Source organism: Candidatus Palauibacter sp., assembly GCF_965222475.1.
Classification (GTDB): domain Bacteria; phylum Gemmatimonadota; class Gemmatimonadetes; order Palauibacterales; family Palauibacteraceae; genus Palauibacter.
In genome coordinates this window covers 1-24,149 of sequence record NZ_CBDCUB010000003.1, presented here as the reverse complement: position 1 = coordinate 24,149, position 24,149 = coordinate 1, and the positions used below count along the sequence as shown (strand labels likewise).

31 protein-coding genes and 3 pseudogenes are annotated in these 24,149 nt (G+C 66.4%); 13 read left to right on the top strand and 21 right to left on the bottom strand.

Going from position 1 to position 24,149, the window contains the following annotated elements; genetic code table 11:
* Positions 1-296 precede the first annotated feature (296 nt).
* On the top strand, positions 297-764 hold the full coding sequence (locus tag ACOQPP_RS07975; RefSeq protein ID WP_420636247.1) for a DNA methyltransferase: 468 nt from the start codon (positions 297-299) through the stop codon (positions 762-764).
* Positions 765-863: 99 nt separating this feature from the next.
* On the opposite strand, the gene ACOQPP_RS07970 is transcribed toward ACOQPP_RS07975, so the two are convergent.
* The 3 genes from ACOQPP_RS07970 to ACOQPP_RS07960 form a co-directional block, all read right to left on the bottom strand.
* A complete protein-coding gene (locus tag ACOQPP_RS07970; RefSeq protein WP_420635831.1) occupies positions 864-1,760 on the bottom strand; it encodes an integrase core domain-containing protein in 897 nt (298 codons plus the stop codon).
* Positions 1,761-1,762: 2 nt separating this feature from the next.
* Positions 1,763-2,041: a transposase gene (locus tag ACOQPP_RS07965; protein WP_420635576.1), complete on the bottom strand. Its 279-nt coding sequence runs from the start codon at positions 2,039-2,041 to the stop codon at positions 1,763-1,765.
* Positions 2,042-2,342: 301 nt separating this feature from the next.
* Positions 2,343-3,466 (bottom strand): IS3 family transposase gene (locus ACOQPP_RS07960; RefSeq protein WP_420636246.1). Its coding sequence is split into 2 segments (ribosomal slippage): positions 2,343-3,190 and positions 3,190-3,466, totalling 1,125 coding nucleotides; the frame shifts between segments, so codons are not numbered across the junction.
* A gap of 270 nt (positions 3,467-3,736) precedes the next feature.
* Between ACOQPP_RS07960 and ACOQPP_RS07955 the strand changes: the two genes are divergently transcribed.
* The 3 genes from ACOQPP_RS07955 to ACOQPP_RS07945 all read left to right on the top strand — a co-directional run bounded on the left by ACOQPP_RS07955 (position 3,737) and on the right by ACOQPP_RS07945 (position 5,394).
* The gene (locus ACOQPP_RS07955) at positions 3,737-4,534 is read left to right on the top strand and encodes a DNA methyltransferase (RefSeq protein WP_420636245.1); all 798 of its coding nucleotides are present in this window, start codon (positions 3,737-3,739) and stop codon (positions 4,532-4,534) included.
* Entirely contained in the window at positions 4,531-4,719 is a 189-nt protein-coding gene (locus ACOQPP_RS07950) for a hypothetical protein (RefSeq protein ID WP_420636244.1), read from the top strand. The genes ACOQPP_RS07955 and ACOQPP_RS07950 overlap by 4 nt, the downstream gene beginning before the upstream one ends.
* A 408-nt stretch (positions 4,720-5,127) precedes the next feature.
* Complete coding sequence (locus ACOQPP_RS07945; RefSeq protein ID WP_420636243.1) at positions 5,128-5,394, top strand: DUF433 domain-containing protein; 267 nt, start codon at positions 5,128-5,130, stop codon at positions 5,392-5,394.
* Between the two features lie 142 nt (positions 5,395-5,536).
* On the opposite strand, the gene ACOQPP_RS07940 is transcribed toward ACOQPP_RS07945, so the two are convergent.
* The 3 genes from ACOQPP_RS07940 to ACOQPP_RS07930 form a co-directional block, all read right to left on the bottom strand.
* Positions 5,537-5,809: a type II toxin-antitoxin system HicB family antitoxin gene (locus ACOQPP_RS07940; RefSeq protein ID WP_420636242.1), complete on the bottom strand. Its 273-nt coding sequence runs from the start codon at positions 5,807-5,809 to the stop codon at positions 5,537-5,539.
* Positions 5,810-5,934: 125 nt separating this feature from the next.
* Positions 5,935-6,423 (bottom strand): hypothetical protein, encoded by a 489-nt coding sequence (locus ACOQPP_RS07935; protein ID WP_420636241.1) that lies wholly within the window; start codon positions 6,421-6,423, stop codon positions 5,935-5,937.
* Positions 6,420-6,554 (bottom strand): hypothetical protein, encoded by a 135-nt coding sequence (locus ACOQPP_RS07930; RefSeq protein WP_420636240.1) that lies wholly within the window; start codon positions 6,552-6,554, stop codon positions 6,420-6,422. The genes ACOQPP_RS07935 and ACOQPP_RS07930 overlap by 4 nt, the downstream gene beginning before the upstream one ends.
* Positions 6,555-6,722: 168 nt before the next feature.
* Between ACOQPP_RS07930 and ACOQPP_RS07925 the strand changes: the two genes are divergently transcribed.
* Positions 6,723-7,850, top strand: a complete 1,128-nt coding sequence (locus ACOQPP_RS07925; protein ID WP_420636239.1) for a hypothetical protein — start codon at positions 6,723-6,725, stop codon at positions 7,848-7,850.
* Positions 7,851-8,078: 228 nt separating this feature from the next.
* Here the strand turns inward: ACOQPP_RS07925 and ACOQPP_RS07920 are convergent, their stop codons facing one another.
* Positions 8,079-8,357 (bottom strand): hypothetical protein, encoded by a 279-nt coding sequence (locus tag ACOQPP_RS07920; protein ID WP_419166649.1) that lies wholly within the window; start codon positions 8,355-8,357, stop codon positions 8,079-8,081.
* Positions 8,358-8,589: 232 nt separating this feature from the next.
* Here ACOQPP_RS07920 and ACOQPP_RS07915 point away from each other — a divergent pair, with 232 nt between their 5' ends.
* Both ACOQPP_RS07915 and ACOQPP_RS07910 read left to right on the top strand, forming a co-directional pair.
* Positions 8,590-8,814 carry a DUF433 domain-containing protein gene (locus ACOQPP_RS07915; protein WP_419166650.1) on the top strand — a complete coding sequence of 75 codons (225 nt, stop codon included), beginning with the start codon at positions 8,590-8,592 and terminating at the stop codon, positions 8,812-8,814.
* Entirely contained in the window at positions 8,798-9,151 is a 354-nt protein-coding gene (locus ACOQPP_RS07910; RefSeq protein WP_419166651.1) for a DUF5615 family PIN-like protein, read from the top strand. Before ACOQPP_RS07915 ends, ACOQPP_RS07910 begins: the two co-directional genes overlap by 17 nt.
* Positions 9,152-9,179: 28 nt before the next feature.
* On the opposite strand, the gene ACOQPP_RS07905 is transcribed toward ACOQPP_RS07910, so the two are convergent.
* The gene (locus ACOQPP_RS07905; protein WP_419166652.1) at positions 9,180-9,608 is read right to left on the bottom strand and encodes a type II toxin-antitoxin system HicB family antitoxin; all 429 of its coding nucleotides are present in this window, start codon (positions 9,606-9,608) and stop codon (positions 9,180-9,182) included.
* 280 nt (positions 9,609-9,888) lie between these two features.
* Between ACOQPP_RS07905 and ACOQPP_RS07900 the strand changes: the two genes are divergently transcribed.
* Both ACOQPP_RS07900 and ACOQPP_RS07895 read left to right on the top strand, forming a co-directional pair.
* Positions 9,889-10,152, top strand: a complete 264-nt coding sequence (locus ACOQPP_RS07900) for a type II toxin-antitoxin system RelB/DinJ family antitoxin (RefSeq protein WP_419166653.1) — start codon at positions 9,889-9,891, stop codon at positions 10,150-10,152.
* Positions 10,121-10,357 (top strand): annotated as a pseudogene (locus ACOQPP_RS07895) (type II toxin-antitoxin system mRNA interferase toxin, RelE/StbE family); the annotation flags it as partial. The gene ACOQPP_RS07900 and the pseudogene ACOQPP_RS07895, both read left to right, overlap by 32 nt.
* Here ACOQPP_RS07895 and ACOQPP_RS07890 read toward each other — a convergent pair.
* Complete coding sequence (locus ACOQPP_RS07890) at positions 10,317-10,538, bottom strand: hypothetical protein (RefSeq protein WP_419167179.1); 222 nt, start codon at positions 10,536-10,538, stop codon at positions 10,317-10,319. The pseudogene ACOQPP_RS07895 and the gene ACOQPP_RS07890 overlap by 41 nt on opposite strands.
* 29 nt (positions 10,539-10,567) lie before the next feature.
* Between ACOQPP_RS07890 and ACOQPP_RS07885 the strand changes: the two genes are divergently transcribed.
* Together ACOQPP_RS07885 and ACOQPP_RS07880 are read left to right on the top strand one after the other, a co-directional pair.
* Entirely contained in the window at positions 10,568-10,864 is a 297-nt protein-coding gene (locus tag ACOQPP_RS07885) for a plasmid mobilization protein (protein WP_419167150.1), read from the top strand.
* Positions 10,864-11,631, top strand: coding sequence for a hypothetical protein (locus ACOQPP_RS07880; RefSeq protein ID WP_420636238.1), 768 nt, complete (start codon positions 10,864-10,866; stop codon positions 11,629-11,631). Before ACOQPP_RS07885 ends, ACOQPP_RS07880 begins: the two co-directional genes overlap by 1 nt.
* A 120-nt stretch (positions 11,632-11,751) precedes the next feature.
* Here the strand turns inward: ACOQPP_RS07880 and ACOQPP_RS07875 are convergent, their stop codons facing one another.
* Genes ACOQPP_RS07875 through ACOQPP_RS07865 form a run of 3 tightly spaced genes read right to left on the bottom strand, consistent with a single transcriptional unit; the run spans position 11,752 to position 13,254 of the window.
* Entirely contained in the window at positions 11,752-11,946 is a 195-nt protein-coding gene (locus ACOQPP_RS07875) for a type II toxin-antitoxin system HicA family toxin (RefSeq protein ID WP_420636237.1), read from the bottom strand.
* Positions 11,943-12,164 carry a type II toxin-antitoxin system HicB family antitoxin gene (locus tag ACOQPP_RS07870; RefSeq protein WP_420636236.1) on the bottom strand — a complete coding sequence of 74 codons (222 nt, stop codon included), beginning with the start codon at positions 12,162-12,164 and terminating at the stop codon, positions 11,943-11,945. The genes ACOQPP_RS07875 and ACOQPP_RS07870 overlap by 4 nt, the downstream gene beginning before the upstream one ends.
* Before the next feature lie 10 nt (positions 12,165-12,174).
* A complete protein-coding gene (locus tag ACOQPP_RS07865) occupies positions 12,175-13,254 on the bottom strand; it encodes an IS630 family transposase (protein WP_420636235.1) in 1,080 nt (359 codons plus the stop codon).
* 290 nt (positions 13,255-13,544) lie between these two features.
* Here ACOQPP_RS07865 and ACOQPP_RS07860 point away from each other — a divergent pair.
* Positions 13,545-14,184: pseudogene (locus ACOQPP_RS07860) on the top strand (IS1380 family transposase); the annotation flags it as partial.
* A 452-nt stretch (positions 14,185-14,636) separates the two neighbouring features.
* Here the strand turns inward: ACOQPP_RS07860 and ACOQPP_RS07855 are convergent.
* The 7 genes and pseudogenes from ACOQPP_RS07855 to ACOQPP_RS07825 form a co-directional block, all read right to left on the bottom strand.
* Positions 14,637-14,987 carry a type II toxin-antitoxin system PemK/MazF family toxin gene (locus ACOQPP_RS07855; protein WP_419166658.1) on the bottom strand — a complete coding sequence of 117 codons (351 nt, stop codon included), beginning with the start codon at positions 14,985-14,987 and terminating at the stop codon, positions 14,637-14,639.
* Positions 14,965-15,165, bottom strand: a complete 201-nt coding sequence (locus tag ACOQPP_RS07850; RefSeq protein WP_419166659.1) for a hypothetical protein — start codon at positions 15,163-15,165, stop codon at positions 14,965-14,967. Before ACOQPP_RS07850 ends, ACOQPP_RS07855 begins: the two co-directional genes overlap by 23 nt.
* Positions 15,166-15,622: 457 nt before the next feature.
* The gene (locus tag ACOQPP_RS07845; protein WP_420636234.1) at positions 15,623-15,904 is read right to left on the bottom strand and encodes a type II toxin-antitoxin system YafQ family toxin; all 282 of its coding nucleotides are present in this window, start codon (positions 15,902-15,904) and stop codon (positions 15,623-15,625) included.
* The gene (locus ACOQPP_RS07840) at positions 15,891-16,151 is read right to left on the bottom strand and encodes a type II toxin-antitoxin system RelB/DinJ family antitoxin (RefSeq protein WP_419166661.1); all 261 of its coding nucleotides are present in this window, start codon (positions 16,149-16,151) and stop codon (positions 15,891-15,893) included. The genes ACOQPP_RS07845 and ACOQPP_RS07840 overlap by 14 nt, the downstream gene beginning before the upstream one ends.
* 135 nt (positions 16,152-16,286) lie before the next feature.
* A pseudogene (locus ACOQPP_RS07835) lies at positions 16,287-16,437 on the bottom strand (type II toxin-antitoxin system HicB family antitoxin).
* Positions 16,438-16,587: 150 nt separating this feature from the next.
* Complete coding sequence (locus ACOQPP_RS07830) at positions 16,588-17,778, bottom strand: hypothetical protein (RefSeq protein ID WP_420636233.1); 1,191 nt, start codon at positions 17,776-17,778, stop codon at positions 16,588-16,590.
* 153 nt (positions 17,779-17,931) lie between these two features.
* Positions 17,932-18,132 (bottom strand): hypothetical protein, encoded by a 201-nt coding sequence (locus tag ACOQPP_RS07825; RefSeq protein ID WP_419166663.1) that lies wholly within the window; start codon positions 18,130-18,132, stop codon positions 17,932-17,934.
* Positions 18,133-18,306: 174 nt separating this feature from the next.
* Between ACOQPP_RS07825 and ACOQPP_RS07820 the strand changes: the two genes are divergently transcribed.
* Positions 18,307-18,513: a hypothetical protein gene (locus ACOQPP_RS07820; RefSeq protein WP_419166664.1), complete on the top strand. Its 207-nt coding sequence runs from the start codon at positions 18,307-18,309 to the stop codon at positions 18,511-18,513.
* A gap of 40 nt (positions 18,514-18,553) precedes the next feature.
* Here ACOQPP_RS07820 and ACOQPP_RS07815 read toward each other — a convergent pair whose 3' ends face one another.
* Positions 18,554-19,030 (bottom strand): helix-turn-helix transcriptional regulator, encoded by a 477-nt coding sequence (locus ACOQPP_RS07815; protein ID WP_420636232.1) that lies wholly within the window; start codon positions 19,028-19,030, stop codon positions 18,554-18,556.
* 562 nt (positions 19,031-19,592) lie between these two features.
* On the bottom strand, positions 19,593-24,149 hold a 4,557-nt coding region (locus ACOQPP_RS07810), incomplete at its 5' end, for a fibronectin type III domain-containing protein (protein WP_420636231.1).

The window sequence follows — 24,149 nt, the reverse complement described above, 5'->3', positions numbered from 1 at the left end:
CGTGCTTGTCATATGTATCAATCTTCCCGTGAAGGAACGACGGCAGTGGTCGGCAGCGCACGGCGAATTATTGGGGCTGTTGAGTATCTATAAGGATCGTACAGTGGTCCTCGGAGTCTTTTATACGCTACTCATTTGGTTCATAGGTTGGTTGATTCTGTTTTGATGGGTTGTCTTGCAAGGACCATACCACAAGAATACGAAAAGAACGTTATATGGCTGAACCCAACTTCGCGAATCGCACCGTTTGGACCGGTGACAACTTGGACGTGCTTCGGGGGATCAACTCGGAGTGTGTGGACCTGATCTACTTGGACCCGCCATTCAACTCGAACCGCAACTACGCCGCCCCGATAGGATCTGAAGCGGCTGGCGCGGCTTTCAAGGATACATGGACGCTGGACGACGTGGACGAGGCGTGGCACGACGAGATCGAGGAACGTAACGCGGCGCTTCACGCGGTAATAGAAGTAGCAGGACTATCGCATGGCGATGGCATGAAGTCATACCTCATCATGATGGGTTCGAGGTTGCTTGAATTACACCGTGTCCTCAAGGCGAACGGGAGTATCTACTTACATTGTGATTCCACGGCTAACGCATATCTGCGCGTTCTTATGGACGCCGTATTCGGCCCAGCCCAGTTCCGCACCTCTATTTCATGGAAACGTTCGATAGCGCACAGCGATACGAAGCAAGGGCGGATGAGGTGGTCCTATTTCGTTGGACAGTCCGAGGGCAAAGTTAAGGTGGATTCCGAGTGATTGTGAGAGCCCTCGGGAGCATTCTCCGTGAGTTGTCTTGGGGTGGATTGAAGTGACCCCCAAAAGTTGGACACCCGACCTCCGGGTTTATTGTGCTGCTCAGCCCTCGCGGTAGAAGTCCTCGATGATGGTCATGGGTGGCCGGTCTCCAAGGGAGGAGTGACGGCGCACCCGATTGTAGTAGTTGATCCGATCCCGCACGACGGCCGCGAGCTCCTCGAGCGAGCCGGCGTCGAGGATCAGCGACCGGTTCTCCACCTTGAACCGTCCGAAGAAGCTCTCCATCTCCGGGTTGTCCCTCGGTCCGCGGAGTGCGTAGGAGAGCCGCGCACCCGCCGCCAGCAGCCGGCCGGTCCATGCGTAGCCGGTGAACACGGGGTCCCGGTCCTGGTGGACGATGATCCCGTCCAGCGAGTTCCGGAGGCGGGCCAGGGCCCGCTCCGCCGCCGTCCAGGCCGAGAGCGCCAGATCGGAGTTGGCCGACGCTCCAACGGCGAAGCCCGGCACGTACTTCGCCTGGTGATCGAGGATGGGGATCAGCCACGCCTTCCGGGTCCCGCCGGCGTAGAGGAGTTCGGTGAAGTCCGTGTAGAAGACCTCCAGCGCTCCGATCTCCGCCTTCGGCCGTCCCGACAACAGGTTGGCGCGCGGACCCGCCGCGTCGATGGCCCGCCGGACCGCGCTCGGCTTCGGCCGCGTGACCGTGCGCCTCAAGGACAGATCCCACAGCCGGTGCAGCCGCGCCACGACCTTCCGGTTCACCCGGTATCCGTATGTCTCCCGGAGTTCGGCGGTGGTCCGCCGGTACCCATACTCCGGGTGCGCCTCGGCGATCGCCTTGAGCGGCGCCTCCAGGTGCGCGTACTTCCGTGCGTAGGCGACCCTCGTCCGCGTGTGGTGGTACCACGTCGAGCGCGCCAACCCCACCGCCCGCAGCGATGGCGCCAGGCCGTACGCCTCGCGCGTGCCGGAGACGAGCGCCACCTTCTCAGCCACGCTCAGCCGCTCCGGCCCAAGAAATTTTTTAGCAGCGCGATCTCGACCTCCTTCTTGCCCAACAGCTGCTCCAGATCCCGGATCCGGCGCTCGTACTCCTTCACCGTCGTCTCCTCGGCGAAGACCTCCGGCGCCCGGTCCACGAACCGCCGCCTCCAGAGCTGTACCGAGTTCGGGTGCACCCCATACGCCTTGGCCACCTGCCCAGGCGTCTTCTCGCCCCCCAAGACCTCCAGCACCACCTGCGCCTTCAGCTTGGGCGTGTACCGCCGCCGTGCCATGACAACCTCCCTCCGGTCTGCCAGGTTCTACCCTGAGCAGCACCACGCCCGGAGGTCAATCGTCACAATGGTGGGGTGTCCAGGATCTGGGGGTCATATCCGATGCTCCACCCGCGGGTCCTCCTCCGGCGGGGGAAGGACAGGTTCCAACATGGGCCCCGGTGGCCGGGAGGGGAACCCGGCCGGTGACCGGGGCTTGGCCGCCGATGGCGCGAGGCGTCCGGGACGGGCGGATCCCGGGTTTCCGCTCGGCCGCGGCGACTCGGGAGGGCGCGCTCCGGCAGGTGCGGAGATCCGCCGTTCACACCGCCCCCGTGCCGTTGCGGTAGGCCTCGCCCGGCGTCCGCCCGCCGAGGGACGAATGCGGGCGCACCTCGTTGTAGAAGTCGAACCACGAGCCGATGATGCGCTCGGCGTCCGGCCCGTTCCGAAGCTCGTGGAGGTACACCGCCTCGTACTTCAGCGACCGCCACAGCCGCTCGATGAAGATGTTGTCGAGGAAGCGGCCCCGGCCGTCCATCGAGAACGCCGCGCCCGCACCCAGCACGCGCTCGGCGAACGCCTCGCTGGTGAACTGGGCGCCTTGATCCGTGTTCAGGATCTCCGGAGCCCGCCGGCCCAGCGCGTCGTCCAGCGCGTCCACGCAGAACGACGCGTCCATGGTGTTCGACAGCCGCCACGCGAGCACGTGCCGGGTCGCCCAGTCCATCACGGCCACGAGGTAGAAAAAGCCCTGCGTCACAGGAACATAGGTGATGTCCGCACACCACACGTGGTCCGCCCGCGAGATCGCGAGGCCGCGCAGCAGGTAGGGAAAGACCCGGTGCTCCGGACTCGCCACGCTCGTGCGCGGCCGCCGGTAGGTCGCCTCCATCCCCATCAGCCGCATGAGCCGCCGGATCCGGTGCCGGCCCACGACGACGCCCTCGCGGCGGAGATGGCGCATCATCTGCCTGCTCCCGTAGAACGGGTAGTCCATGTGGAGCTCGTCCATGCGCCGCATGAGCGCCAGGTTCTCCGCGCTCTCCCCCTTCGGCCGGTAGTACCGCGAGGACCGGCTCACCCCCAGCAGAGCGCACTGCCTTGAAAGACTCGGCGGCCCGTCCCGCTCGATCATCCGCACCCGCTCCGACCGGCTCAGCGCTTGAGCCCGCGCCGAAAAAAATCCCGTTCGACCGTGAGCTCCCCGATCTTGGCGTGCAGCTCCCGGACCTTCGCCTCGTGCTCCCTGGCGAGCTTGCGGCCCGCGCCCCCGGCGAACACCTCCGGCAGCCCCTCGAGCAACTGCCGCTTCCACGTGCTCACCTGGTTCGGATGAAGCTCGTGCCGCCTCGCGATCGCCTGCACGCTGTCCCGCTCGCGCAGCGCTTCCAGCGCCACCCGCGCCTTGAACTCCGGCGTGAACCGCCGTCTCTTCCCGGCCATCTCGGTGCCTCCCGTTCCTTCCTGGAATCCACCTTAACGACCTGTCCGAAAAACTGGGACCACCTCAGGAAGCAACATGGTCGAATTCACGATAGGTTGTTGTTCTATACGAAAGGAACTACATGGACGTGGAATCCAGTTTTCGTTGAGTATGATCCCAAATACGTCGAGACGAATTACAGAAATGTCGAGCCGGAGACTGGACGACGCTACCAAAAGGACAATTTGACCGCCGCGAAGCCGGGTGGAGATACATCGTATGAGTGGCGAGTGAAGCGCCCCGAGGGAGGCGAATGGGAGGCGGATCTGACCGATGAGTGGAAGACTTCGCCCCGTCCCGGTTGGGAGTACCGTGGCATTGGCCCCTACCGAAACCGTTATTGGGCTTATTCAAAAGAGAAGATGCGCCAATTCGTACACGAGGGTCGACTCCATTACGTTTCCACGGGCATGCCACGTTACAAACGGTATCTCGATGAGATGCCGGGTGTGTCCTTGCAAGACCTGTGGATGGATATTTTCCCCGCACTCGGCAAGGAACGAGTTGGTTACCCAACGCAGAAACCCCTCGCCTTGATGGAACGCATCATCCAGTCAAGTAGTAATCCCGGTGACATCGTGTTAGATCCCTTTTGCGGCTGCGCCACGACCCTCGTAGCTGCTGAGGCATTGAGTCGCAAATGGATCGGAATAGATCTGTCGTCACTCGCGGCAAAACTTGTGAAGAGGCGGCTGCGCGATCAACATGGTCTGTTCGGCCAGATCATCGACCGGACGGACGTACCCGCCCGGACGGACTTGGGCGACGAGGTTGTGCTGGCGGAATACAAGGGCACTCTGTACGGTGAACAGGAGGGCAACTGTAACGGCTGCCGTCATCACTTCCAGTATCGGAACCTTGCGGTGGACCATATCCACCCGCGAGCGAAGGGCGGCAGGAATCACGCGCACAACCTGCAACTGTTGTGTACGTCGTGCAATTCCGCGAAGGGTGTGGGCACGCAGGAGGCTTTGGTGGCGAAGCTGAAGGAGCAGGGTGTGCGATACGACTACGGTGGATCGAGATGATGATGGAAAAGCGGAAAGTGACGTTGCGAGTGAAGGAAGAACCAGAGCCGTTCGACGTGGAGGCGGTGAACCCGCGTTACGGTACGGCACGTATGTCGGACGTGGCGCTGGCGCTCATGCGTCCAAAAGACCCGAAGGTGGCGGGGATCATCGAGGCGCGACGTGACGAGTTGGAGGATATCTGATATGTCTTGGTACAGTGTTATAAAGGATATCATTGGATGTGTCATTGGATGGAAAAGGTCTGAACAAGAATCGGCGCTTGTTTATTGGTTGTTGAAGTATAACGGGGATGTGAAACTGGTGGCAGAAGAGTTGGATGCTCCGCGAACAACCGTTTTCGCTTGTCGAAGGCGGTTGATTGACGAGGAGTACTTTCTAGATGCGGGCACGATGGGCAATCCCGATGCATACGTCCGATCAATAAAGGGTGACGCATTGTTTGAGGCGTTAGAGGTGGATCGCGGGGATTGATACGGTCAAAGTAAGAAGCCAAACCCTGCGATCTAGACAGGCGTATAATGCCCTTGTCTTGGAGTGGGTGCTCCACCCGTAGGTCGTCCTCCCCCGGCAGGGGAAGGACGGGTTCCAACATGAGCCCCGGTGGCCGGGAGGGAAACCCGGTCGGCGACCGGGGCTTGGCCGCCGATGGTGCGAGGCGTCCGGGACGGATCGACAGAAACCCCGACATCCTGGGCGGGACTCCCGTGTTCTCCGGCACGAGGGTTCCAGTGCGGATACTCATGGAGCATCTCGAAGCGGGCGACCGACTAGACGATTTCCTAGACGACTACCCTACGGTCTCGCGCGATCAGGCGGTCGAACTGCTTGAGCTCGTTCAGCCCCACCCGCCTCACTGACCCTCCAGGACGGGCAGTCCGAATCGGACAGCTTCGTCCAACTCCTGCACCGCACGCTCCTCGACGAACCGAGGTCGGCGGGACACGCCGGCCGCCTCCGCTAAACGGCCGCGTCCTCCGCGACGAGCCGCCGCCCCACCTATCACGAGCGCTCTTTCGTAAGCCCCTGCTCCCGCATGGCGGTGTAGAGAGCGAGCTTCGCCGCAACGACCAGTGGAACCGCGACCATCTCCTGCTCGCCCGCCACGGTGTCCGGCACCGGAATGTCCTCGCGACACTGCATGTACGAGCCGAGCGCCACGGTCAGAGCGTCCTCGGCCATCGCCAGGGCTTCGTCCCGGTCGTCGCCGCATGTCAGCGCCGCCGGCACATTCGGGAACGACACCGAGTAGCCGCCGTTCTTCTCAGGCGTCAACTCACACGGATAAACATACCGCCTCAGAAGTCCTCCTCACCGATTCCCAGTTGCTTCAACATGCCCCGAAGCATGCCCGGAGTTCCCCACACCTTGACGACCGTGGGCCGGTCTCCCACCCGGCGCTACCCTCTAAATTCGTACACGAGGTCGCCGCCGGACACACCCGTGACTCGAAGAACGACCGTGCCCGAACCCGATCCGTAGAACTGCTGATAGCGCGTCCTGACCAGGGCGAGGTCGAAGACGAGGGACTCGGTGATCCACGCCTCGCAGGAATCGCCGTTCGCCTCATGAGCGAGCACGGCCGGGAGTTGCACGGGATCCGACTCCAGGAACGTCTTCGAGATCACCAACGTGAAGTCGTGCCTCCGGCAGCCGCCGGCGTACGAGACTTCGATGGTCAGCCCGTGTCCGTCGACGGCGGCCGAGTTCACGACGTAGGGGTCGTCTCCCCGGTTGCGGCCGTCGGCGACCACCACGTTGCCTTCGGGGACACCCGGAGCGACCATCGATTCACGGCAACCGGCCGCGGCGATCAGGCCGAGCAGAAGCCCGATCGAGGCCAGGCGTCTCGCGGCGGAAACCGGGGAACCGGAATATCGGCCGCTCAATCGTCCGCACGCAGATCGTCGAAGAGGTCCTCTACGGTGGCGAACTGCGGGAGGTTGCCCCGGCGGGCTTCCCGCGTCGCTTCAATGGTGTCGTCGTCAGGAACCAGCGGCGCGAACGGCAGCGCTTTCATGTCGAGCATCCGTCTTTCGGGTTGACGTACAATACCATGCAGCCTCGCAGGCTGGCCGGCCACGGGCGGGACGATCCCTTTGCGTGGCAGCGAAAGGGCGTCTACGATGGCGGTAGCCCCACGCCCCGACACGAGAACCTCTTGGGACTGCGCTCGGTTATGAGACTCATGCACGCCGCAATCGGACTGTCGGTTGGGATTTCGCTTCTCGGCTGTGAGCTTCACGCGCAGCAGGAGCCCGACCACCGCCTGTACCAGTATCACTACGGAGAGATCTCCATTCCGCCGGCGTCGGAGGATGAACCGATTGCGGAGAATCTCTCCATCGAGCGGGCGGTCACCTACCTGGAGAGTGGAGCCAGGGCCTGGGCAAACAACCGCGGCTGCGTCTCGTGTCACACCACGGGTTGGTACGGGATCCTTCGTCCGCAACTCGCCGAGAGCCTGGGTCAGCCAGATGCAGCCTTCCGGGCCTTTCTCGAAGAGCGTCTTCAAGAGAGGCTCACCGAGGACCCCGAAGAACTCGAGCAGGGAGTGAACCCTGCAGAAGTCGTGCATCTGGCCGCGTCTCTGGCATCCTGGGACGCGTACGTGGACCAGCGGCTGTCTCCCGAAACCGAGCAGGCTCTTCAGCTCATGTTCAGCCTTCAGCGCGACGACGGGGCCTGGCACTCGCCGGATACATGGCCGCCGTTCGAGTCCGACGCATTTCAGCTCGCGACCGTTGCGGCCATGGGTGTGGGCCTGGCTCCGGGATGGCTTGAGCAGGCAACCTCTCCCGAGTTGCAGAGGCAGATAGCCAGTCTGCGAGAGTACCTGCGGCGGGTCCCTCCTCCCCATGACTACGCTCGGGTGGCGTTGCTCTGGGCGGACCCGTATCTCCCGGGCGTGATCGGCGCCGACAGGAAGCGGGACATCGTCAGGATGATCCTGGACCGTCAGCGCCCGGACGGGGGATGGTCGATTCGCTCTTTCGCTCAGCCCGAGCAGTGGGGCCGGGGTAACCGCGCGGAACGCTTGCGAGCCGAGGCGGACTTCGGCGATCCCGCGAGTGACGGCCACCAAACCGGTTTGGCGGTTGTAGTGCTGTCGTCCGCGGGGGTGCCGCCAACGCACCCGGCCGTGCAGCGAGGCGTTGAGTGGCTCAGGCGGAACCAGAGACAATCGGGCCGCTGGTGGACCAAGTCACTCAATACGGAGACATGGCACTTCATCACGTATACCGGGACGCTCTACCCGGTGATGGCTCTAGCGGTGACGAGTTCTCTGGCTAGTCCCTCGTCCGAGGAGCGTTAGGGGAATCGCGTCGGCATTCGTCAGCCTAAGGCTGGCTCGCCTATTGCCTCGCTGTACGTGAGCGCCAGAGCCACCGCCAGATCACCGGTGACGTGCTCGGGCGTCGAGCCGAAAGCCTTCGATAGCCGGGTCGCCATCTCGACCGACACCCCCGTGTGCCCGTTCAACAAGTCCGAGAGCGGACAGATGTCCTTTTCGAGGGCGGCGGTACAGGCACGGCCGCCTCCGCTAAACGGCCGCGTCCTCCGCGACGAGCCGCCGCCCCACCTTCTCAAGCGCTCTTTCGATCGGCCCGATGTGTGAGCGGTGATTCGGGCTCAGGAGCTTCCGAACCGCACCCTCGCTCAAGCCCGGGCGCCGGGCCAGACCGACCTTCGTAAGCCCCTGCTCCCGCATGGCGGTGTAGAGAGCGAGCTTCGCCGCAACGACCAGTGGAACCGCGACCATCTCCTGCTCGCCCGCTTCGCCAGGGCGTCGTCCCCGCCGCGTACGATGGTCGATGCGCACCGGCACGGCATCCGGTATCGAGCACTGGCCGTGCCGAGAGAGATGCGGAGCCCTGGCGGATGGGGCTATCGTTAGACGGGATGGGCGCTCGGCGTGAGCGAAGACGAAATCGCCGACTGTTGGCGTTCGAGCCGAGCATCTCGAACGTGCGGGCTCGGGACCTTGGCGAAGGGCAGGAACGGTGACATCCAAGACTCCAGGCAGTGCTCGGGAAGCGCGGGCGGAGGCAATCATGACGGACAAGCTTATCGACAGGAACCCCGACATCCTGGGCGGGACTCCCGTGTTCTCCGGCACGAGGGTTCCAGTGCGGATACTCATGGAGCATCTCGAAGCGGGCGACCGACTCGACGATTTCCTCGACGACTACCCTACGGTCTCGCGGGATCAGGCGGTCGAACTGCTTGAGCTTGCCGCGACGATGCTGGTGGGCGGTGGCAATGAGAGTCCTGTTTGACGAATCCACGCCGAAGCGACTCGCGTCGTCCTTTCCGGATTCGTTCGAGATTCGCACGGTGCAGCAGATGGGTTGGGCTGGCGTTGGAAACGGGGAGTTGCTGCACCTTGCGGTGGAGCATGCTTTCGATGCCCTCGTCACGGTCGATCAAGGATTCGAGTACCAGCAGAACGTCTCCGAACTGCCGATCCCGGTCGTCATCATGATCGCCGTCCGCACTCGGTTGCAGGAATTGCAACCCCTTGTCGCGGACGTGGTCTCAGTCCTGTCAAACGATCCCGAGTGCCGGATCCACCGCGTGGCGGCCCGGCGTATCGGAGGGCGGAGCCGCCGTTGACGGTCGCCGTTGCGGGCGGCCGCCTCCGCTAGACGGTCGCGTCCTCCGCGACGAGCCGCCGCCCCACCTTCGCGAGTGCTCTCTCGATCTGCCCGATGTGTGAGCGGTGATTCGGGTTCAGGAGCTTCCGAACCGCACCCTCGCTCAGGCCCAGGCGCCGCGCCAGGCCGACCTTCGTAAGCCCCTGCTCCCGCATGGCGGTGTACAGAGCGAGCTTTGCGGCAACGACCAGTGGGACCGCGACCATCTCGTGCTCGCCCGCCACGGTGTCCGGCACCGGAATGTCCTCGCGACACTGCACGTACGAGCCGAGCGCCACGGTCAGAGCGTCCTCGGCCATCGCCAGGGCTTCGTCCCGGTCGTCGCCGCACGTCAGCGCCCCCGGCACGTTCGGGAAGGACACCGAGTAGCCGCCGTTCTTCTCAGGCGTCAGCACGCACGGATAGACGTACCGCATCAGAAGTCCTCCTCACGGATTCCCGGTTGCTTCAACATGCCCCGAAGCGTGCCCGGCTTGAGTTCCCGCCTCGCTCGCCGCACGAACTTCGCACCGTTCACTCCCCCCAAGATCGCACCCAAAGGTACGAAGGTCGAGTGCCTTGATCCGGGCGGACGACGACTGGTTCGGAACCGGTCGGGCTGGGAGCGCCACAAATGCATTTGACCAAGGGAGCACCGGGCGGACATGTTGTATCGTGATTGAGATACAGGAGGCTCGGATGAAGACACAAAGCTCGATGCTCCACGTCCGGATGGATACGGAAATGAAGCGGAAGGCGACCGAAGCGCTCGCCGCCATGGGGCTGACGGCCTCCCAGGCCGTCCGGCTGTTGTTCCATCGTATTGCGGTCGATCAAGCGTTCCCACTCGAACTGAAGGTTCCCAACGCGCAAACTCGAAGCGCCATGGCGGAAGTCGACGAGATGGTGAAGTCGCGCGCCGCACGATTCGCGAGTGCGGACGAGATGTTTGCGGAACTTGAAGAAGCCGGCAACCAGTAAACGGACCCACCCGCCACGCCGGGTTGACTACGCTCGGCGATTCCTGAAGGACTGGAAACGGCTCTCGCGTTCAGGCCGATACGACATGAATCGACTGAAGGCGGTCATGCTCCACCTCATCGCCAACGATGCCCCGCTCGGCCCCGAACGGAGGGATCACGCGCTCAAAGGGTCGCGGGCAGACTACCGAGAATGTCACAGAGGAAGTCGAGGAACATCCTCGTCGCGATCCTGTCCCGGTGCCGGACCCGCTCCACCTTGGTGGGCGTCACCTCTTCACCGTAGATGTCAAAGAGCTTCTCCAGCGTGAGCGGCTCGGGCTCGGCTTCCGCCTTTCCCCCGATCTCCGGGCCGACGAACCTGGCCGCTTGCCGCTTCGCCCTCACCCAGTCGCGGTGCCCCAGCGAGCCGCACGATCTGCGTACGCATCACGACCGCCGAGGCCGCGGCGATCGCCGAGCGGGCCGGAGCGGCCCGGCTGACGAAGGGCGGCTACATCCGCCGGAGGGCGCTGGGGCAGCCGATCCGCGAGGCGGCCGTTCACCGTCTCGGCGCCAGGGAGCGGGTCGAGCTCCACCGGATCGGCGTGAACCTCAACCAGATCGCCCGGGCCCTGAACTCCGGAGCGTCGGCGCCGGCCGGGACGCTGGAGGCGGTGGAGCGGGTGGGCGAACTCGCGGCCGATCTGCTGAGTGGCGAGGGGCTGGGCTGATGGTCCCGAAGATCAACGGACTGGGGCGGTCGTTCGTCGGCGTCGCTGCGTACTGCCTGCACCGTGCCCCGGAGCCGGACGACCGGAGTCCGGAGACCTCCGAGCGGGAACAGGGCCGGATCCGGTGCGAGGCACGGGCCAAGAACAACGCGCGGCGGCGGGCGGGCGAGGAGGTGGTTCGCATCCCGTGGAATCGGCCGCTTCACTGGGCGCGCTTCCGCCACGAGGGCATGCAGCCCGGACGGGCGCGGCGGGCGACACCGCCGGGCGGCGAGGAGCGGGTCGACATGACGGTCTGGCGGCGTGCCGAGGCGCAGCTTTGGGAGAATGCCGAGGACCGGCGCTGGCTGGAGTTCTGGCGGCTCGAAAGCCGGGCGCGGAAGGAATGGGCCGAGCTGCACAAGCGGCGGGAGGACATACGGCAGACGCTCGACCGGGAGAGCCGCACCGTGCTCGGCCGACTCCGGATCTGGCGGACCGACCGCTCGTTGCGAGACCTGGCCGGGGCGGTCCGGGGCCACCGACAGCGCCCGGCAGATCGAGCGGCAGGTGCGCGAGGCCTACCGAAGCGGGCTGCGGGACTCGGAGCGGCGCGAACGGCCGACCCTGCCGGACCTCGTCGACAGGGACGTCGAGCGGGCGGCGCGGGAGACGAAGCAGCGGGAGCGCTGTCGGAGCATCACCCGCATTCCGCCCCGGCCCCGAGGCCTCTAGCGTGGCGGGGCAGGGTTCGAGCGATGACCCTTGACGTCGGCATCGCAATGTGAGACCGCCATACAATAAGGTGCGGGCACCGGAACAGCGGGCTCCAGGATCGCCCAGGATCGACGATCGGGGCTTCCCGAGGCGTATGGGGTCGGGTGGAAATCGAGTTGCCGCGTCCGCATTCAGCTGTCTCGCGGCCGGGGAACTTGCAGGTCTTTGCAGATCTTTCTGGCGAGGTCCCGGTTGATCTCATTGTGCCGGGGAATCGTCGAAACCTTCTGGGCCATCTGGTTGATGTAGAGGGTGTGGTTCCCGCCCTCACGCAGGAAGGAGCACCCGTGCTGCGCCAAGTGCGACAGCAAGTCCCGGCGCTTCACGCCGTGACGGTGATCGGCTCTCTGATGACCGCCCCGCCGCCGGAATCTTTGCGGGCCATGACCCGGTTGGCTTCGACGACCAAAGCGACGGCTTCGCGAAGGTTCGTCCGAGCTTCTTCGAGGGAAGCGCCTTGGGTGTTGGCACCGGGAAATTCCTCGATGAAGGCGATGTAGCCTTCAGGCACTCTCCGGAACACCGCCGTGCATTGCAGGTCCACAACTGACCTCCTAGTGTAGTGTCGCTAAAGTGGCGTTCGCACGGCTCACTTTCGCCAGGATGTCCTCCACGGCGGCGGTCCACTTGAACGGCGCCGGGTCCCGGTTCCGGTCGTCGATGTAGGCCGTGATCGTGTCGGTCAGCTGCTTCACGCTGGTCACGGCGAGCCGCTTGAGCTGGCGCTGCGTCAGCTCCGAGAAGAAGCGCTCGACGAGGTTGAGCCACGAGGACGACGTGGGGATGAAGTGGAACTTCACCCGGGGGTGCTTCTCCAGCCACGCCTCCACCTTCCCGTGCTTGTGCGTCGAGTAGTTGTCGAGGATGACGTGAAGGTCCAGCTCCGGATCGACCCGCGTCTCCACCTCGGCCATGAAGCGGAGGAACTCCCGGTGCCGGTGGCGGGGCATGCACTTGTGGATCACCTCCCCGGTCGCCACGTCCAGCGCCGCGAACAGGGTCGTCGTCCCGTGGCGCTTGTAGTCGTGCGTCATCGTGCCGCACCGGCCCTTCTTCCACGGAAGCCCCGGCTGCGTGCGGTCCAGCGCCTGGATTTGGCTCTTCTCGTCGAAGGCGAACACGACCGCCCGCTCCGGCGGGTCCACGTACAGCCCCACCACGTCGCGGAGCTTCTCCACGAACTCCGGGTCGGTCGAGAGCTTGAAGGTGCGCGTGAGGTGGGGCTTCAGCCCGTGCGCGCGCCACACCCGCGCCACCTGGCTGTGGTGCACCCCGGCCGCCTCCGCCATCAGGCGCGTGCTCCAGTGCGTCCCCCGCGGAGGCTTCTCCTCCAGCGTCCGGCGCACGATCTCAGCCTCCACCTCCGGCGTGATGCTCGTTCGCGGACGGCCCCGGCGGGGCCGGTCCTCCAGTCCGGCGAGACCCTCGGCCTCGTACCGGTCCAGCCACCGCTGCACGGTCGGCAGCGAGAGGCCGAACTTCCGGGCCATGGCCCGGCCCGACAGGCCGCTGGCCGAACCGAGGACGATCCTGGCGCGCTCGGCGCGCCGCTGCGGGGTCTTCCGGGCTCGAACCCGCCGTTCGAGCTCCTCGCGGTCCCCGGGCCGCAACCGGATCCTTCGTATCTTGGGCATGCGCCGAAGATAGCACGTGTTTCCCCCATTGACCATCTCATCTCTGCGACACTACACTAGCGATTTGGGTTGCCGACTAAGTGGTGCGGGTCGGGTGAAAATCGGGCTCCGGCGCAGCCTCGACGAAGAAACCGTGGGATTCCGAAGCGCACCGCGATGGCTGCCGGGCTCTCGCCGCGAGCCGCCCGCTCCCGGATTGTCGCCCTGCCTAGACCCAAGACAAGCGCGATTCGCTGCGGACCCCTGTCAAAAAAAGTACCGGAAAGGCCTATCCTGATTGTCGATAGCGGATTCGGGCGCGGACGCCCGGTCCCAACCAGGAGGCCTTTCCGGTAAAGAGAATATCGCACGGCCAGAGCCGAAGGAACAGTGCCCGGCGGAAGCGGAGGGTGAAGGCCCGGCACGCGAGGGCGAGGCGGCGGGGCTGCCGGCCGAAGCCGGTGTTCGGGGCGGGCATGGTGCATTACGAGATCGGGGCGCGGACGAGCGCGATGAGCTACGGCGGCATCGGCGCGGTGCGGCGCCTGGTGGCGAAGCTGGGGCTGGCGCGGGAAGATCGACCGGCGCCTGGAGCTTCTGCAGCGGCACCTGCCGTACCACGAGTCCGACCATGTGCCGGACATCGCCTACAACCTGCTGTGCGGGGGCGCGCGGCTGGAGGATCTGAACGGCCCGCGCCACGACGCGGCGTACATGGACGCGCTGGGCGCGGAGCCGATCCCGAGTCCGACGGCGGCGGGCGACTTCACGCGGCGCTTCTCCGAGTCCGGCGTGATCGAGCTCATGGAGTGCGTCAACGCGGCCGGGCCCAAGCTGTGGCGGGGGCGGGGCCGGGATCTGCCGGGGCCGGTGGCCTACGTGGACGTGGACGGGACGCCGGCGCCCACGCTGGGCCGCAAGAAGGCGGGCATGGACATGTCCCACAAGGGGGCGCGATCCTGCCAGCTTCCGCGACAGGGTGCTTCGAGCGGCGGACAAGATCGGCCCATGAGCATCCCCGCCGATCTGCCCGGCGCCGTCCTGGTGGCTGCGGGTATCGAAGCCCTGAAGCGGGGCGAGGCCACCGTGGAAGCACTGCTCGTTTCCGTGGGATCGTCTCGAATGCGGGCTGCCGGATTCGACATCCCTTCGCCGCCGCCGCTGGCGCACACCCCCGAAATCGAACTCTATCTCGCCATCGGAGACGAACACCCGGGGGACGCCCACTCCCGCTACAACGCGCTGATTCGCCGTCTCGTCAGCTTCGAGCGGGCCCTGGAGCGCCGGATGAGCACGCCGGAGTCGCGGCGAGACTTGGCGGACCAAGCATAGCCGCTGCGACTAAAGCGATGCAGTGAACCCGTTGGCGCATCACTCCACACTTCACAGCTAGCGCGTCCGACTCAGGAGAAGAACCCGCGCAATGACGCCAGGACTTCCTCCATCTTCTCGATCCTGAGAGCGCAGATTCGCTTGGCAACGAGCGAGGAGTGCATCGTAAACAGCTTCGTCGTCTTCACCATCGATGCCTTGGGAAGTCCACCTTCCGCGAAGTCGCCCCGCCGGAGATGCACGGCGTTCGGATCGTCCGTGATGTGGGAGGTAATGGCCGCCAGCACGAGATCCTCTCCGGCGGCGCTGAAGGAATCCGGGGAAAGGATCAGCGCGGGGCGTCGCTTGGATGAAGTCAGATCGGTGAAGGGGAAGGAGACGAGAACGATGTCGCCCCGCCTATAGGCTATCGTAGACGGCATCCTCCTCGTTCTCCCAGAACTCGAAGCTGCGCTCCGAGCCCTTCAGCCACGGAACGTCCGCCGCAAGCCGTTTCAGCTCGCCCTCGGAGAAGACTTCGTAGACCTCGCCGGGCGTGGGCTCCTCGACCTTCTGCAGGGGCGCGAAGACCCCATCCCGGTATTCCGCCTTGATGCTCATGGTCCTTCGACTCTAGCAGGCGACCGGCAGCACCGCCACCTGCCCGGAGTAGCCCACCGGCCTGCGGGCTACGCGAGTTCATCGAACGCCGCCAGCTTGACGACGGTAGGCCATTAGCCTACAACGCGACGCGAGCCTGCTGCGTGCAAGTCCAACCGGAAGAAGGTCGGAAACATGAGCGCGGACCCGCCGGCCTCGGCGCCCGCAGTCCGTGCGCAAACGGCATCCGACGGCCAGCCTCGCCGACCCCCCAGGACGGGTCGTCCGAGTCGAGCGGCTTCATCGAGCCCTTGCACCGCACGCTCCTCGACGAACCGAGGTCGGCGGTACAGACCGGCCGCCTCCGCTAGACGGCCGCGTCCTCCGCGACGAGCCGCCGCCCCACCTTTACAGGCGCTCTTTCGATCTGCCCGATGTGTGAGCGGTGATTCGGGTTCAGGAGCAGCTCGGACGGGAGTTAGAGACCCAGTGCCGAATGGGAGCCCAGACGCACCAGACGCAGAATATCGGTCCCGGACTTCTGGTAAATCAGCAACAGGTCCGGCCTCAGGTGGCAGTCGCGGAAATCTCCCCACTCGCCGCTCAGCGCGTGGTCGTGGTGCCGGGGCTCCAGCGGCCGGTCGTTGGCCAGGGTATCCATGACTGCGGCCAGGATGGCGTCGAGGTATGCCCGGTGCCGATCCCGCGACTCGCGCTTGTAGTCGCGCTTGAACCGGCTGGTCCGCTCAATCGTCCGCACGCAGATCGTCGAAGAGGTCCTCTACGCTGGCGAACTGCGGAAGGTTGCCCCGGCGGGCCTCCCTCATCGCTTCAATGGTGGCGGCGTTGGGAACCAGCGGCGCGAACGGCAGCGCTTTCTCGTGGGCGACCTTGGTCAGCAGCAGGCGCAACGCGCCGGAGACGGTCAGGCCCATGGCCGCCAGCACCGTGGCCGCCTCCTCCTTTATGGCTCCGTCAATGCGGGCCTGGACGAGCTGGTTCGGCATGTCTGGCATCCGTGTTTCGGGTTGACGTACAATATCATGCAAGCTCGCAGGCTGGCCGGTCAAGGCGCCTATCGCTCCGACTCATCCATCCGCGGGCCTCGATCAATCTGCAAAAATCCTTGCCGCTGAGAGTCTTCACACCGCAATCTCGACAACCCTGTCCGTATCCGAGACGGGGATGTCGAGCAAGTCCACGGACAGGCAACCCTCAACCGCCCGCGATGGCCGGGACTTCCGCCCAGTAGCCGCCTTCCTCCGCCTGATGAACGACGATCTTGAGTTTCATGAGACCTCCACCTCATCCCGGTCTTGTCCAAGGTTTGCCGCAGTGGCAAACCAACGTAATACCTTCGAGCGCACTCGGTTGTCAGGTAAGCGCCGTCCCGCAACGCGCTGGCGGCGAAACCGGCCGTTCACGCCGTTTGGATGCGTCTACTCATTCTACCAACCCGTACACTACGACGTTCTCCACGTCCAATTCATCCCTGAGCACGCCGAGGACGAGCCCTCCGGCCACGTCGAGGATGCGGAACCCGGGCGGAGTCTCAACCTGTCCCAGCCACTCCCCGTCCGGGGAAATGACGGTGTACGGCGACCCCTCTTCCGGGTAGGCCGGCCGGTAGGAGGGCAGCCATACGTTGCCGTCGGCGTCGGCGAAGGGGGAACCGAAGCGCGGTATCGGCTGGCCGATCATGGCGCGATACCGGGACATGTCTTCCTGGATCATCTCATCGAGCCGGGCATCGGATACTCCGTAGTGCCTCCGGCCGATCATCCGGTTGTAGGCCTCGCCGCCCTCCAGGAGTTCCTCGGTCAGCAGGGTGGGCTCGGGCCGCCAACGCACGATCCGGATTACCTTGCCGTCCGGCATACGCCAAGTGATTTCGGGCCTGTCGGACCTCGTGTAGACGAACCGCCCGGCAGCGACCGTGACCTCGCCAACGGGGCGGATGATCGGCCGCGGCTGCCCCGATCGCTCTCGGTGGAAGTGGTCGTACGACGCGACCGTGTCGAGGGCGCCGGTTTCGATATCGAACAGGGTCATGTGCCCGGCGAGCCACTCCTCCTCTATATCGACCCGGGAACGGTAGGGGAATCGGTCCATGAGCAGCAGCTCACCGGATGCACCGATCCCCGCCACACCGAAGTGCGCTGCCCGAGGCAGGCTCGCGATGCGCGCGACCGAATCGCCGACGAAGAGAGTGAGGCGAGACTGACGATCGTCGGGCACGAGGACGCTGTCCTGGCCCAGGACGAACACCGAGTAGGGGGAGATGACTTCGCCCGGCCCCTCTCCAACCCTGGCGAGCACCTCGTGCGTCGTCCCGTCCGGACTCAAGACGACCACTTCGCTGTACCAGGCAACGACAGCGCTTCCATCCGGGAAGAGTCGTCCGGCGTCGACGAACTGGAATTCGTAGTCGCCGGGGTTCGCCCCGTGCCGGTACAGCGGTTCCGCTGCAAGGGCGAAGGGCGGCTCGACCTCCGGCACTGTCACGTACTCGACGATCCGCACCCCGGCGCTGTCTCGGACCTGAACCTGGGCCTCGCCGGTGAGTAGGGGGTCTCCCCCGCAGGCAGCGAGGGCCGCCGCGGGAATCAGAGTTGGCTGATATCTGCTCCGCATTTCAATTCAACTCTCCCTTGCTGCTGCACTGAGAAACCCGCCACGCAGGGCTGCCCCGGTGCTCCAAGGTATCCCGAGGCTAGGTACCTAACTTGCCGTTGGGTCGCGCAACCTGTGGTGAAGGGGAAGGAGACGAGAGCGATGTCGCCCCGCCTATAGGCTATCGTAGACGGCATCCTCCTCGTTCTCCCAGAACTCGAAGCTGCGCCCCGAGCCCTTCAGCCACGGAACGTCCGCCGCAAGCCGTTTCAGCTCGCCCTCGGAGAAGACTTCGTAGACCTTGCCGGGTGTGGACTCCTCGACCTCCTGCAGGGGCGCGAAGACCCCATCCCGGTATTCCGCCTTGATGCTCATGGTCCTTCGACCCTAGAAGGCGACCGGCAGCACCGCCACCTGCCCGGAGTTGCCCACCGGCCTGCGGGCTACGCGAGTTCATCGAACGCCGCCAGCTTGACGACGGTGGGCCATTAGCCTACAACGCGACGCGAGCCTGCTGCGTGCAAGTCCAACGGGAAGAAGGTCGGAAACATGAGCGCAACTCGCGTGACGATTGATCCGGACGATCCTGGAAGCCTGCCCGAGGGGAGGGTCGATCACGCAGTGCTGGACGGCGCCACCGAGGCGGATCTTGTCTCGCAGGAGCGGGACGATGACGCTGAAGCGATGAGCGACATCGCGTGGTTTGCCCGCCTCAAGGCGCCGAACGCCCGGACCCAAAGGGCCATGGCCGAGTAGGCGTCACGACCTCTGAATACGGCCGAGACTTCCGGCTGGGCTACAGCCTGGCCGTTCTGCGGGGCGGGGCCGTGAACTTCCACTTGGGCCTCGACGCCCAACGCCGGGAAAGCCAGCCTACCCCCTCGGCCTCGACCCAGCGCATCGCGCGCTTGCTCAGCCGGATCGCCGGAGGGAAGCGCCCCTCGGCCGACCAGTCGTAGATCGTGCTCCGCGACAGGCCCGTCCGGGCCTCCACCTCCGACACCCGCAGGAATCGGGGCGCCGGCTTCGTTCTCCTCTTGCTCTGTCGCTTGGTCATCGCTCGACTCCTCCTGGTCTTCCTCGCCCACGCCGGATGCCTCCGCCGCCGATGGGCGCGGCGCCGGTCCCAAGTGCCGCCCGCGCCGGTGCCGTGGTCCGCGATGAACGCCAGAACCCGGTCCGCCGTCCTGAGCGACGGCGAGCGGCCGCCCGCGATCTGGCGCATCAGGTTCGGGTCGCCCACGGCCCTCATTCCGAGCGTCGTCGGACTCATGCCCGTCTCTTCCGGGAACGCATTCACCCGTGTGTTGAATTGATCCTCCAGCGTCTGCATGACTGCCGTTCCAACCGTGTCAAGACCCCTAACGGTGAAAGGGCCTCTTCGAGGAAGTCAATTCTTAGGAAATCTCCTAAGTGTCTGTCCCGTCCGATGTTGTCCGACGTGTCCGTCCTGTCCGGGAGGCCGCCGCCAATGCGGTGGCGGAGCACCCCCGCGAGCACTTTGGGGGAACCCGTTGAACGGGTGTCGCGAAGCGCGGCCGGCGGGGGGATGGGCACCGCCGACGCCGGGCCGTCCGCGCGGTGCGGCGGAAGGGGAGTGCCGGGGCTTCCGGCGCCGCCGTCGCGGGCAGCCGGGACCGGGCGTGGGGCCGGGTGTCAGGGGTCCGTGGGGGCCGGACCGTCCTCGAGGACCGGATCGGGGGCCGCGGGCGAGGCGGGGCGAGCCGGTTCCCCGGGAACACCAAACGGAAAGAGGGGGCGCGCCGGCCGGCGCGCCCCCTCTCACACCATCCTTCCCTCGACGCTTCTCTGCTTCGTCTCGGGCGCCCCGCGCCCTACCGCCCGATGGCGACCGCGTAGTCCTCCGGGTCCCCAAGCGTGAAGTCCTCGGCCGCGACTTGGAGCAGGCTGACGCGGTAGCGTGCCTGGTCGCCCCGGTGGGGCACCCAGACCCGCAGCACCGGCGCGTCCGGCGGGAGCGCTCCGGCGATGACGACCTCGCGCCGCATCGAGGACGATTCGTCCGTCTCGAACATCTCGAGGCCCGGCGCCCGCACCGAGTCGATGGCCGGACCCTCGATCACGAGCATGGCTCCGATGTCGCGGGCACCGGCCGGGGCCGTCAACCGGACGTGCAGGGGGCCGGGATCCACGACCGCCGCGATGGGTCCGTCATGCCGGGGTGCGTCAGCCCGCGGGCCGACGATGCCGTCCCCGCAGCCCCAGGCCGAGACCAGCGCGGCCAGCAGCGCCGTCCGCAACCACCCGGACCGCCGGGTCCGGGAACCGGCGGCGGGTGTCTCGGGAGCCTTCCGGCGCCTGCGGGCGGGGCCGCGCGCGCCCCTTCGCCGGCGGCTGGCCCCTTTCTCCGTCCGCGAAGGGGGCAGCGCGGGGGGCGGGGAGGACGGTCCCGCGCCGTCGGCGGCCGACCCGGGTCCTTCGCCCCGCCGGCAGCGGTTCATCCAGGCGAGCAGATCGCCGAGGTCATAGCTTCCGTTCCCGTTCCCGAGACTGTCCAGGGCCGCAAGCCGGTCATCGCTCATGTCCCCGTCCCCCCACAACGCCGCGGCCACCGTTGCCGGGGTGATGTCGTCTCCGCCGGCCAGCGCGGAGCAGAAGCCCGCGGCCCGGTCTTGCTCCGTGGTCCCCGCCGGGCCGCGGAGCATCGCGGACAGCGCGTGCGACAGCGGGCGGCCATCTCCGGTGCAGATGGCGCCGTCCGCGCCGCAGTCGGTCGTTGCCGGCAACGTGATCGTCACCGGGCCGTTCGAGTTCGGCTTGACTGTCATCTCCCACATCCTGTTGCTCCCTTTCTCCAGGCGCCTGGCGTCGCGCACCGCGCCGCCGCTCGCCTCGAACGCATGGTCGCGCATGTCATCCGCGCTCGTCGCCACGTCTTCGCTGAACGCGATCCGGAAGCTGAACGCGGTCTCGCCGCCGCCGTGTCCCTCCCGCGGCAACCCCTCGAACTCCGCCGTCAGCCCCGCCGCATCTCCGCTTTGGGAGCTCTGCACCACCGTCACCGTCACCTTCGGCAGCGGCCACCGGTCGTAGGCGTAATACGCGCCATCGGCGGCGTGGGTCAGCTTCGCCGTGCCGGACGCCGAGGCCGTGGCGCGCACCGTCACCGTCTGGCGCCGAAACCAGTCCTCCTTCGTGAAGCTCAGGGTCGCCGGCGACACCGTGACCGCGCTCACGTCCGAGCTTACCGTCACCTTTACGGGCTTGGAGGTGCTGGCGTTGGTCGTGGCCATCAGGCGCACCCGATACGTCGCCGTGCCTCCCGCCGCGACATCGAGGCTTGCGTCGCCCTCGCCGCCGTCCACCTGGAGCTTCCTGCGGCCCTTCAGGTCCACCGGCAGATAGGTCAGGTCCGGCAGCGCCTCGAACTCGTCGTAGGGGAGCGACCGCAGTGACGGATTATCGTGTAGTTTCAGACTCTCCAGCGATCGCAGGTCCGAGAACACCCCGGTCGGCAGCGACCGCAGCTTGTTCTCGTTCAGCTCGAGCTCCTCCAGTTTCGTCAGCCCGTCGAACACCCCGGCGGGCAGCGACCGCAGCCCGGTTTCCCTCATGTACAGTCGCTTGAGGTTCACCAGCCCCTCGAAGTCGTGCCCTTGCAGGCTCATCGTGAACTCGTCCTCGGTGCTCGAGTTGCGGCCCAGGTCCAGCGACTCCAGCTTCGCCAACTGCTCGTCGGTCACCCTGGAGCAGTCGCCCTTGTAGCTGTGCCGGTTCTTCAGCAGCGCCACGATGCGGTCGCGGACGCGCGGCGTGCGGTCGCAGATGCCGCCGCTCGGGGGGCTCGCCGTCCTGCCACTGCCCGCATCCGACCACGAGCCGGTCCCCTCGGCGTTGGTGGCCCGCACCTGCACCTGATAGGAGGTGTTCCCCGACAGGCCCGTCAGCGTCGCCGTGACCCCCGTCCCGTTGTGACCCCAGCCGCTCCAACTTCCGCTCGTGCCCGCCCGGTACTGCACGTCGTAGTCGGTGATCGCCGGACCCGCGTTGGACGGCACCGACCAGTTCACCATCAGCCTCGTCCCCGACGCCGCCGACACCGTAGGCGCGCCCGGCTGGCCCGGCGCCTCGCCGCCCACGTCCGTCACCGTCACCGTGATCGTCTGTGTGGCGGTCTTCACCCGCGTCCCCGTGCCGCTCGTCGCCGTCACCTCGACCACGTAGGTGTTGTTGCTGCCCTCGTCCTTCGCGTCCTCGTAGTTCGGCGCCGCGTCGAACGTCAGCGCCCCGTCCGTCGCCCCGATCGAGAAGAACGCCTCATCCGCGCCGCCGGTGATCGCGTAGCCCGTGATGTTGTCGCCCGCGTCGCTGTCGGTCGCCCGCACGGAGCCCGCCACGGTCTGGTTCTCCTCCATGCTGAACGTCGCCGGTGAGCTGAACGACGGCGCCGCGTTGGCGCCCGCAGTCGCGCCACTGCCCGAGTCCGACCACGAGCCCGTGCCCTCGTCGTTCTCGGCCCGCACCTGCACCTGGTAGGACGTGTTCGCCGAGAGGCCCGTCAGCGTCGCCGAGGTGGCCGTGCCGCTGTGGCCCCCGTCGCTCCAGCCCCCGCTGGTGCCTTCCCGGTACCGCACGTCGTAGTCCGTGATCGCCGGACCCGCGTTGGACGGTGCCGACCAGTTCACCGTCAGGCTCGTCACCGCCGCCGCCGACACCGTAGGCGCGCCCGGCTTGCCCGGCGCCTCGCCGCCCACGTCCGTCACCGTCACCGTGATCGTCTGTGTGGCGGTCTTCACCCGCGTCCCCGTGCCGCTCGTCGCCGTCACCTCCACCACGTAGGTGTTGTTGCTGCCCTGGTCCTTCGCGTCCTCATAGTTCGGCGCAACTCTGAACTCCAGATGCCCCGACGACGCGATGACCAACAAGAACGCCTGGTCCGCCCCACCGGTGATGTCGTAGCGCTCGATCTTGTCCTCCGAGTCGCTGTCGGTCGCCAGCACCGTGCCCGCCGTCCTCTGGTTCTCCGCCGCGTCGAACGTCGCCGAGGAACTGAACGACGGCGCCGCGTTGGAGGACGCGCCCGTCGCGCCACTGCCCGAGTCCGACCAGTCGCCCGTGCCCTCGGCGTTGGTGGCGCGCACCTGCACTTGGTACGACGTGTTCTCCGACAGGCCCGTGAGCGTCGCGGTGACCGCCGTGCCGGTGTGGCCCGCGTCGCTCCAGTCCCCGCTGTTGCCTTCCCGGTACTGCACGTCGTAGCCGGTGATCGCCGGGCCCGCGTTGGACGGCGCCGACCAGTTCACGCTCAGGCTCGACACCGACGCCGCCGACACCATCGGCGCGTTCGGCTTGCCCGGCGCCTCCGTGTTCACGTCGGTCACCGTCACCGTGATCGTCTGCGTGGCGGTCTTCTCCCGCTCCCCCGCGCCGCTCGTCGCCGTCACCTCGACCACGTAGGTGTTGTCCGTGTTGGCGTCCGAAGGTGCCTCGAAGTTGGGCGCATCGTCGAACGTCATAGTCCCGGAGGTCGCCCCGATCGAGAAGAGGTTCCGGTCCGCGCCGCCCGTGATCGCGTAGCCCGTGATGTCGTCGCCCGCATCGGAGTCGGTCGCCAGCACCGTGCCCGCCGTCGTCTGGTTCTCCGCCGCGTCGAACGTCGCCGACGAGCTGAACGCCGGGGCCGCGTTCGCGTCCGTCGCGCCGCTGCCCGAGTCCGACCAGTCGCCCGTGCCCTCGGCGTTGGTGGCCCGCACCTGCACCTGGTGGGACGTGTTCTCCGACAGCCCCGTCAGCGTCGCCGTGACCGCCGTGCCGGCGTGGCCCGCGTCGCTCCAGTCCCCGCTCGTGCCCTCCCGGTACTGCACGTCGTAGTCGGTGATCGCCGGACCCGCGTTGGGCGGCGCCGTCCAGTTCACCGTCAGGCTCGACACCGACGCCGCCGCCACCGCCGGTGCGGCCGGCTTGCCCGGCGCTTCGCCGGCCACGTCGGTCACCGTCACCGTGATCGTCTGCGTCGCCGTCTTCTCCCGCTCGTCCGCGCCGCTGGTCGCCTGCACTACCACCACGTATTGGTTGTTGCCGGCGGCATTGGCCGGATCGACACTCTCAATGTCCTTGGCGTCCTCGAAGTTCGGCGCCGTCTTGAACGTCAGAGTCCCGGAGGTCGCCCCGATCGAGAAGAGGTTCCGGTCCGCCCCGCCCGTGATCGCGTAGCCGGTGATGTCGTCTTCCGTGTCGCTGTCCGTCGCCAGCACCGTGCCCGCCGCCGTCTGGTTCTCCGCCGCGTCGAACTCCGCATCCGACGTGAACGCCGGGGCCGCGTTCGCGTCCGTCGCGCCGCTGCCCGAGTCCGACCAGTCGCCCGTGCCCTCGGCGTTGGTGGCCCGCACCTGCACCTGGTGGGACGTGTTCTCCGACAGCCCCGTGAGCGT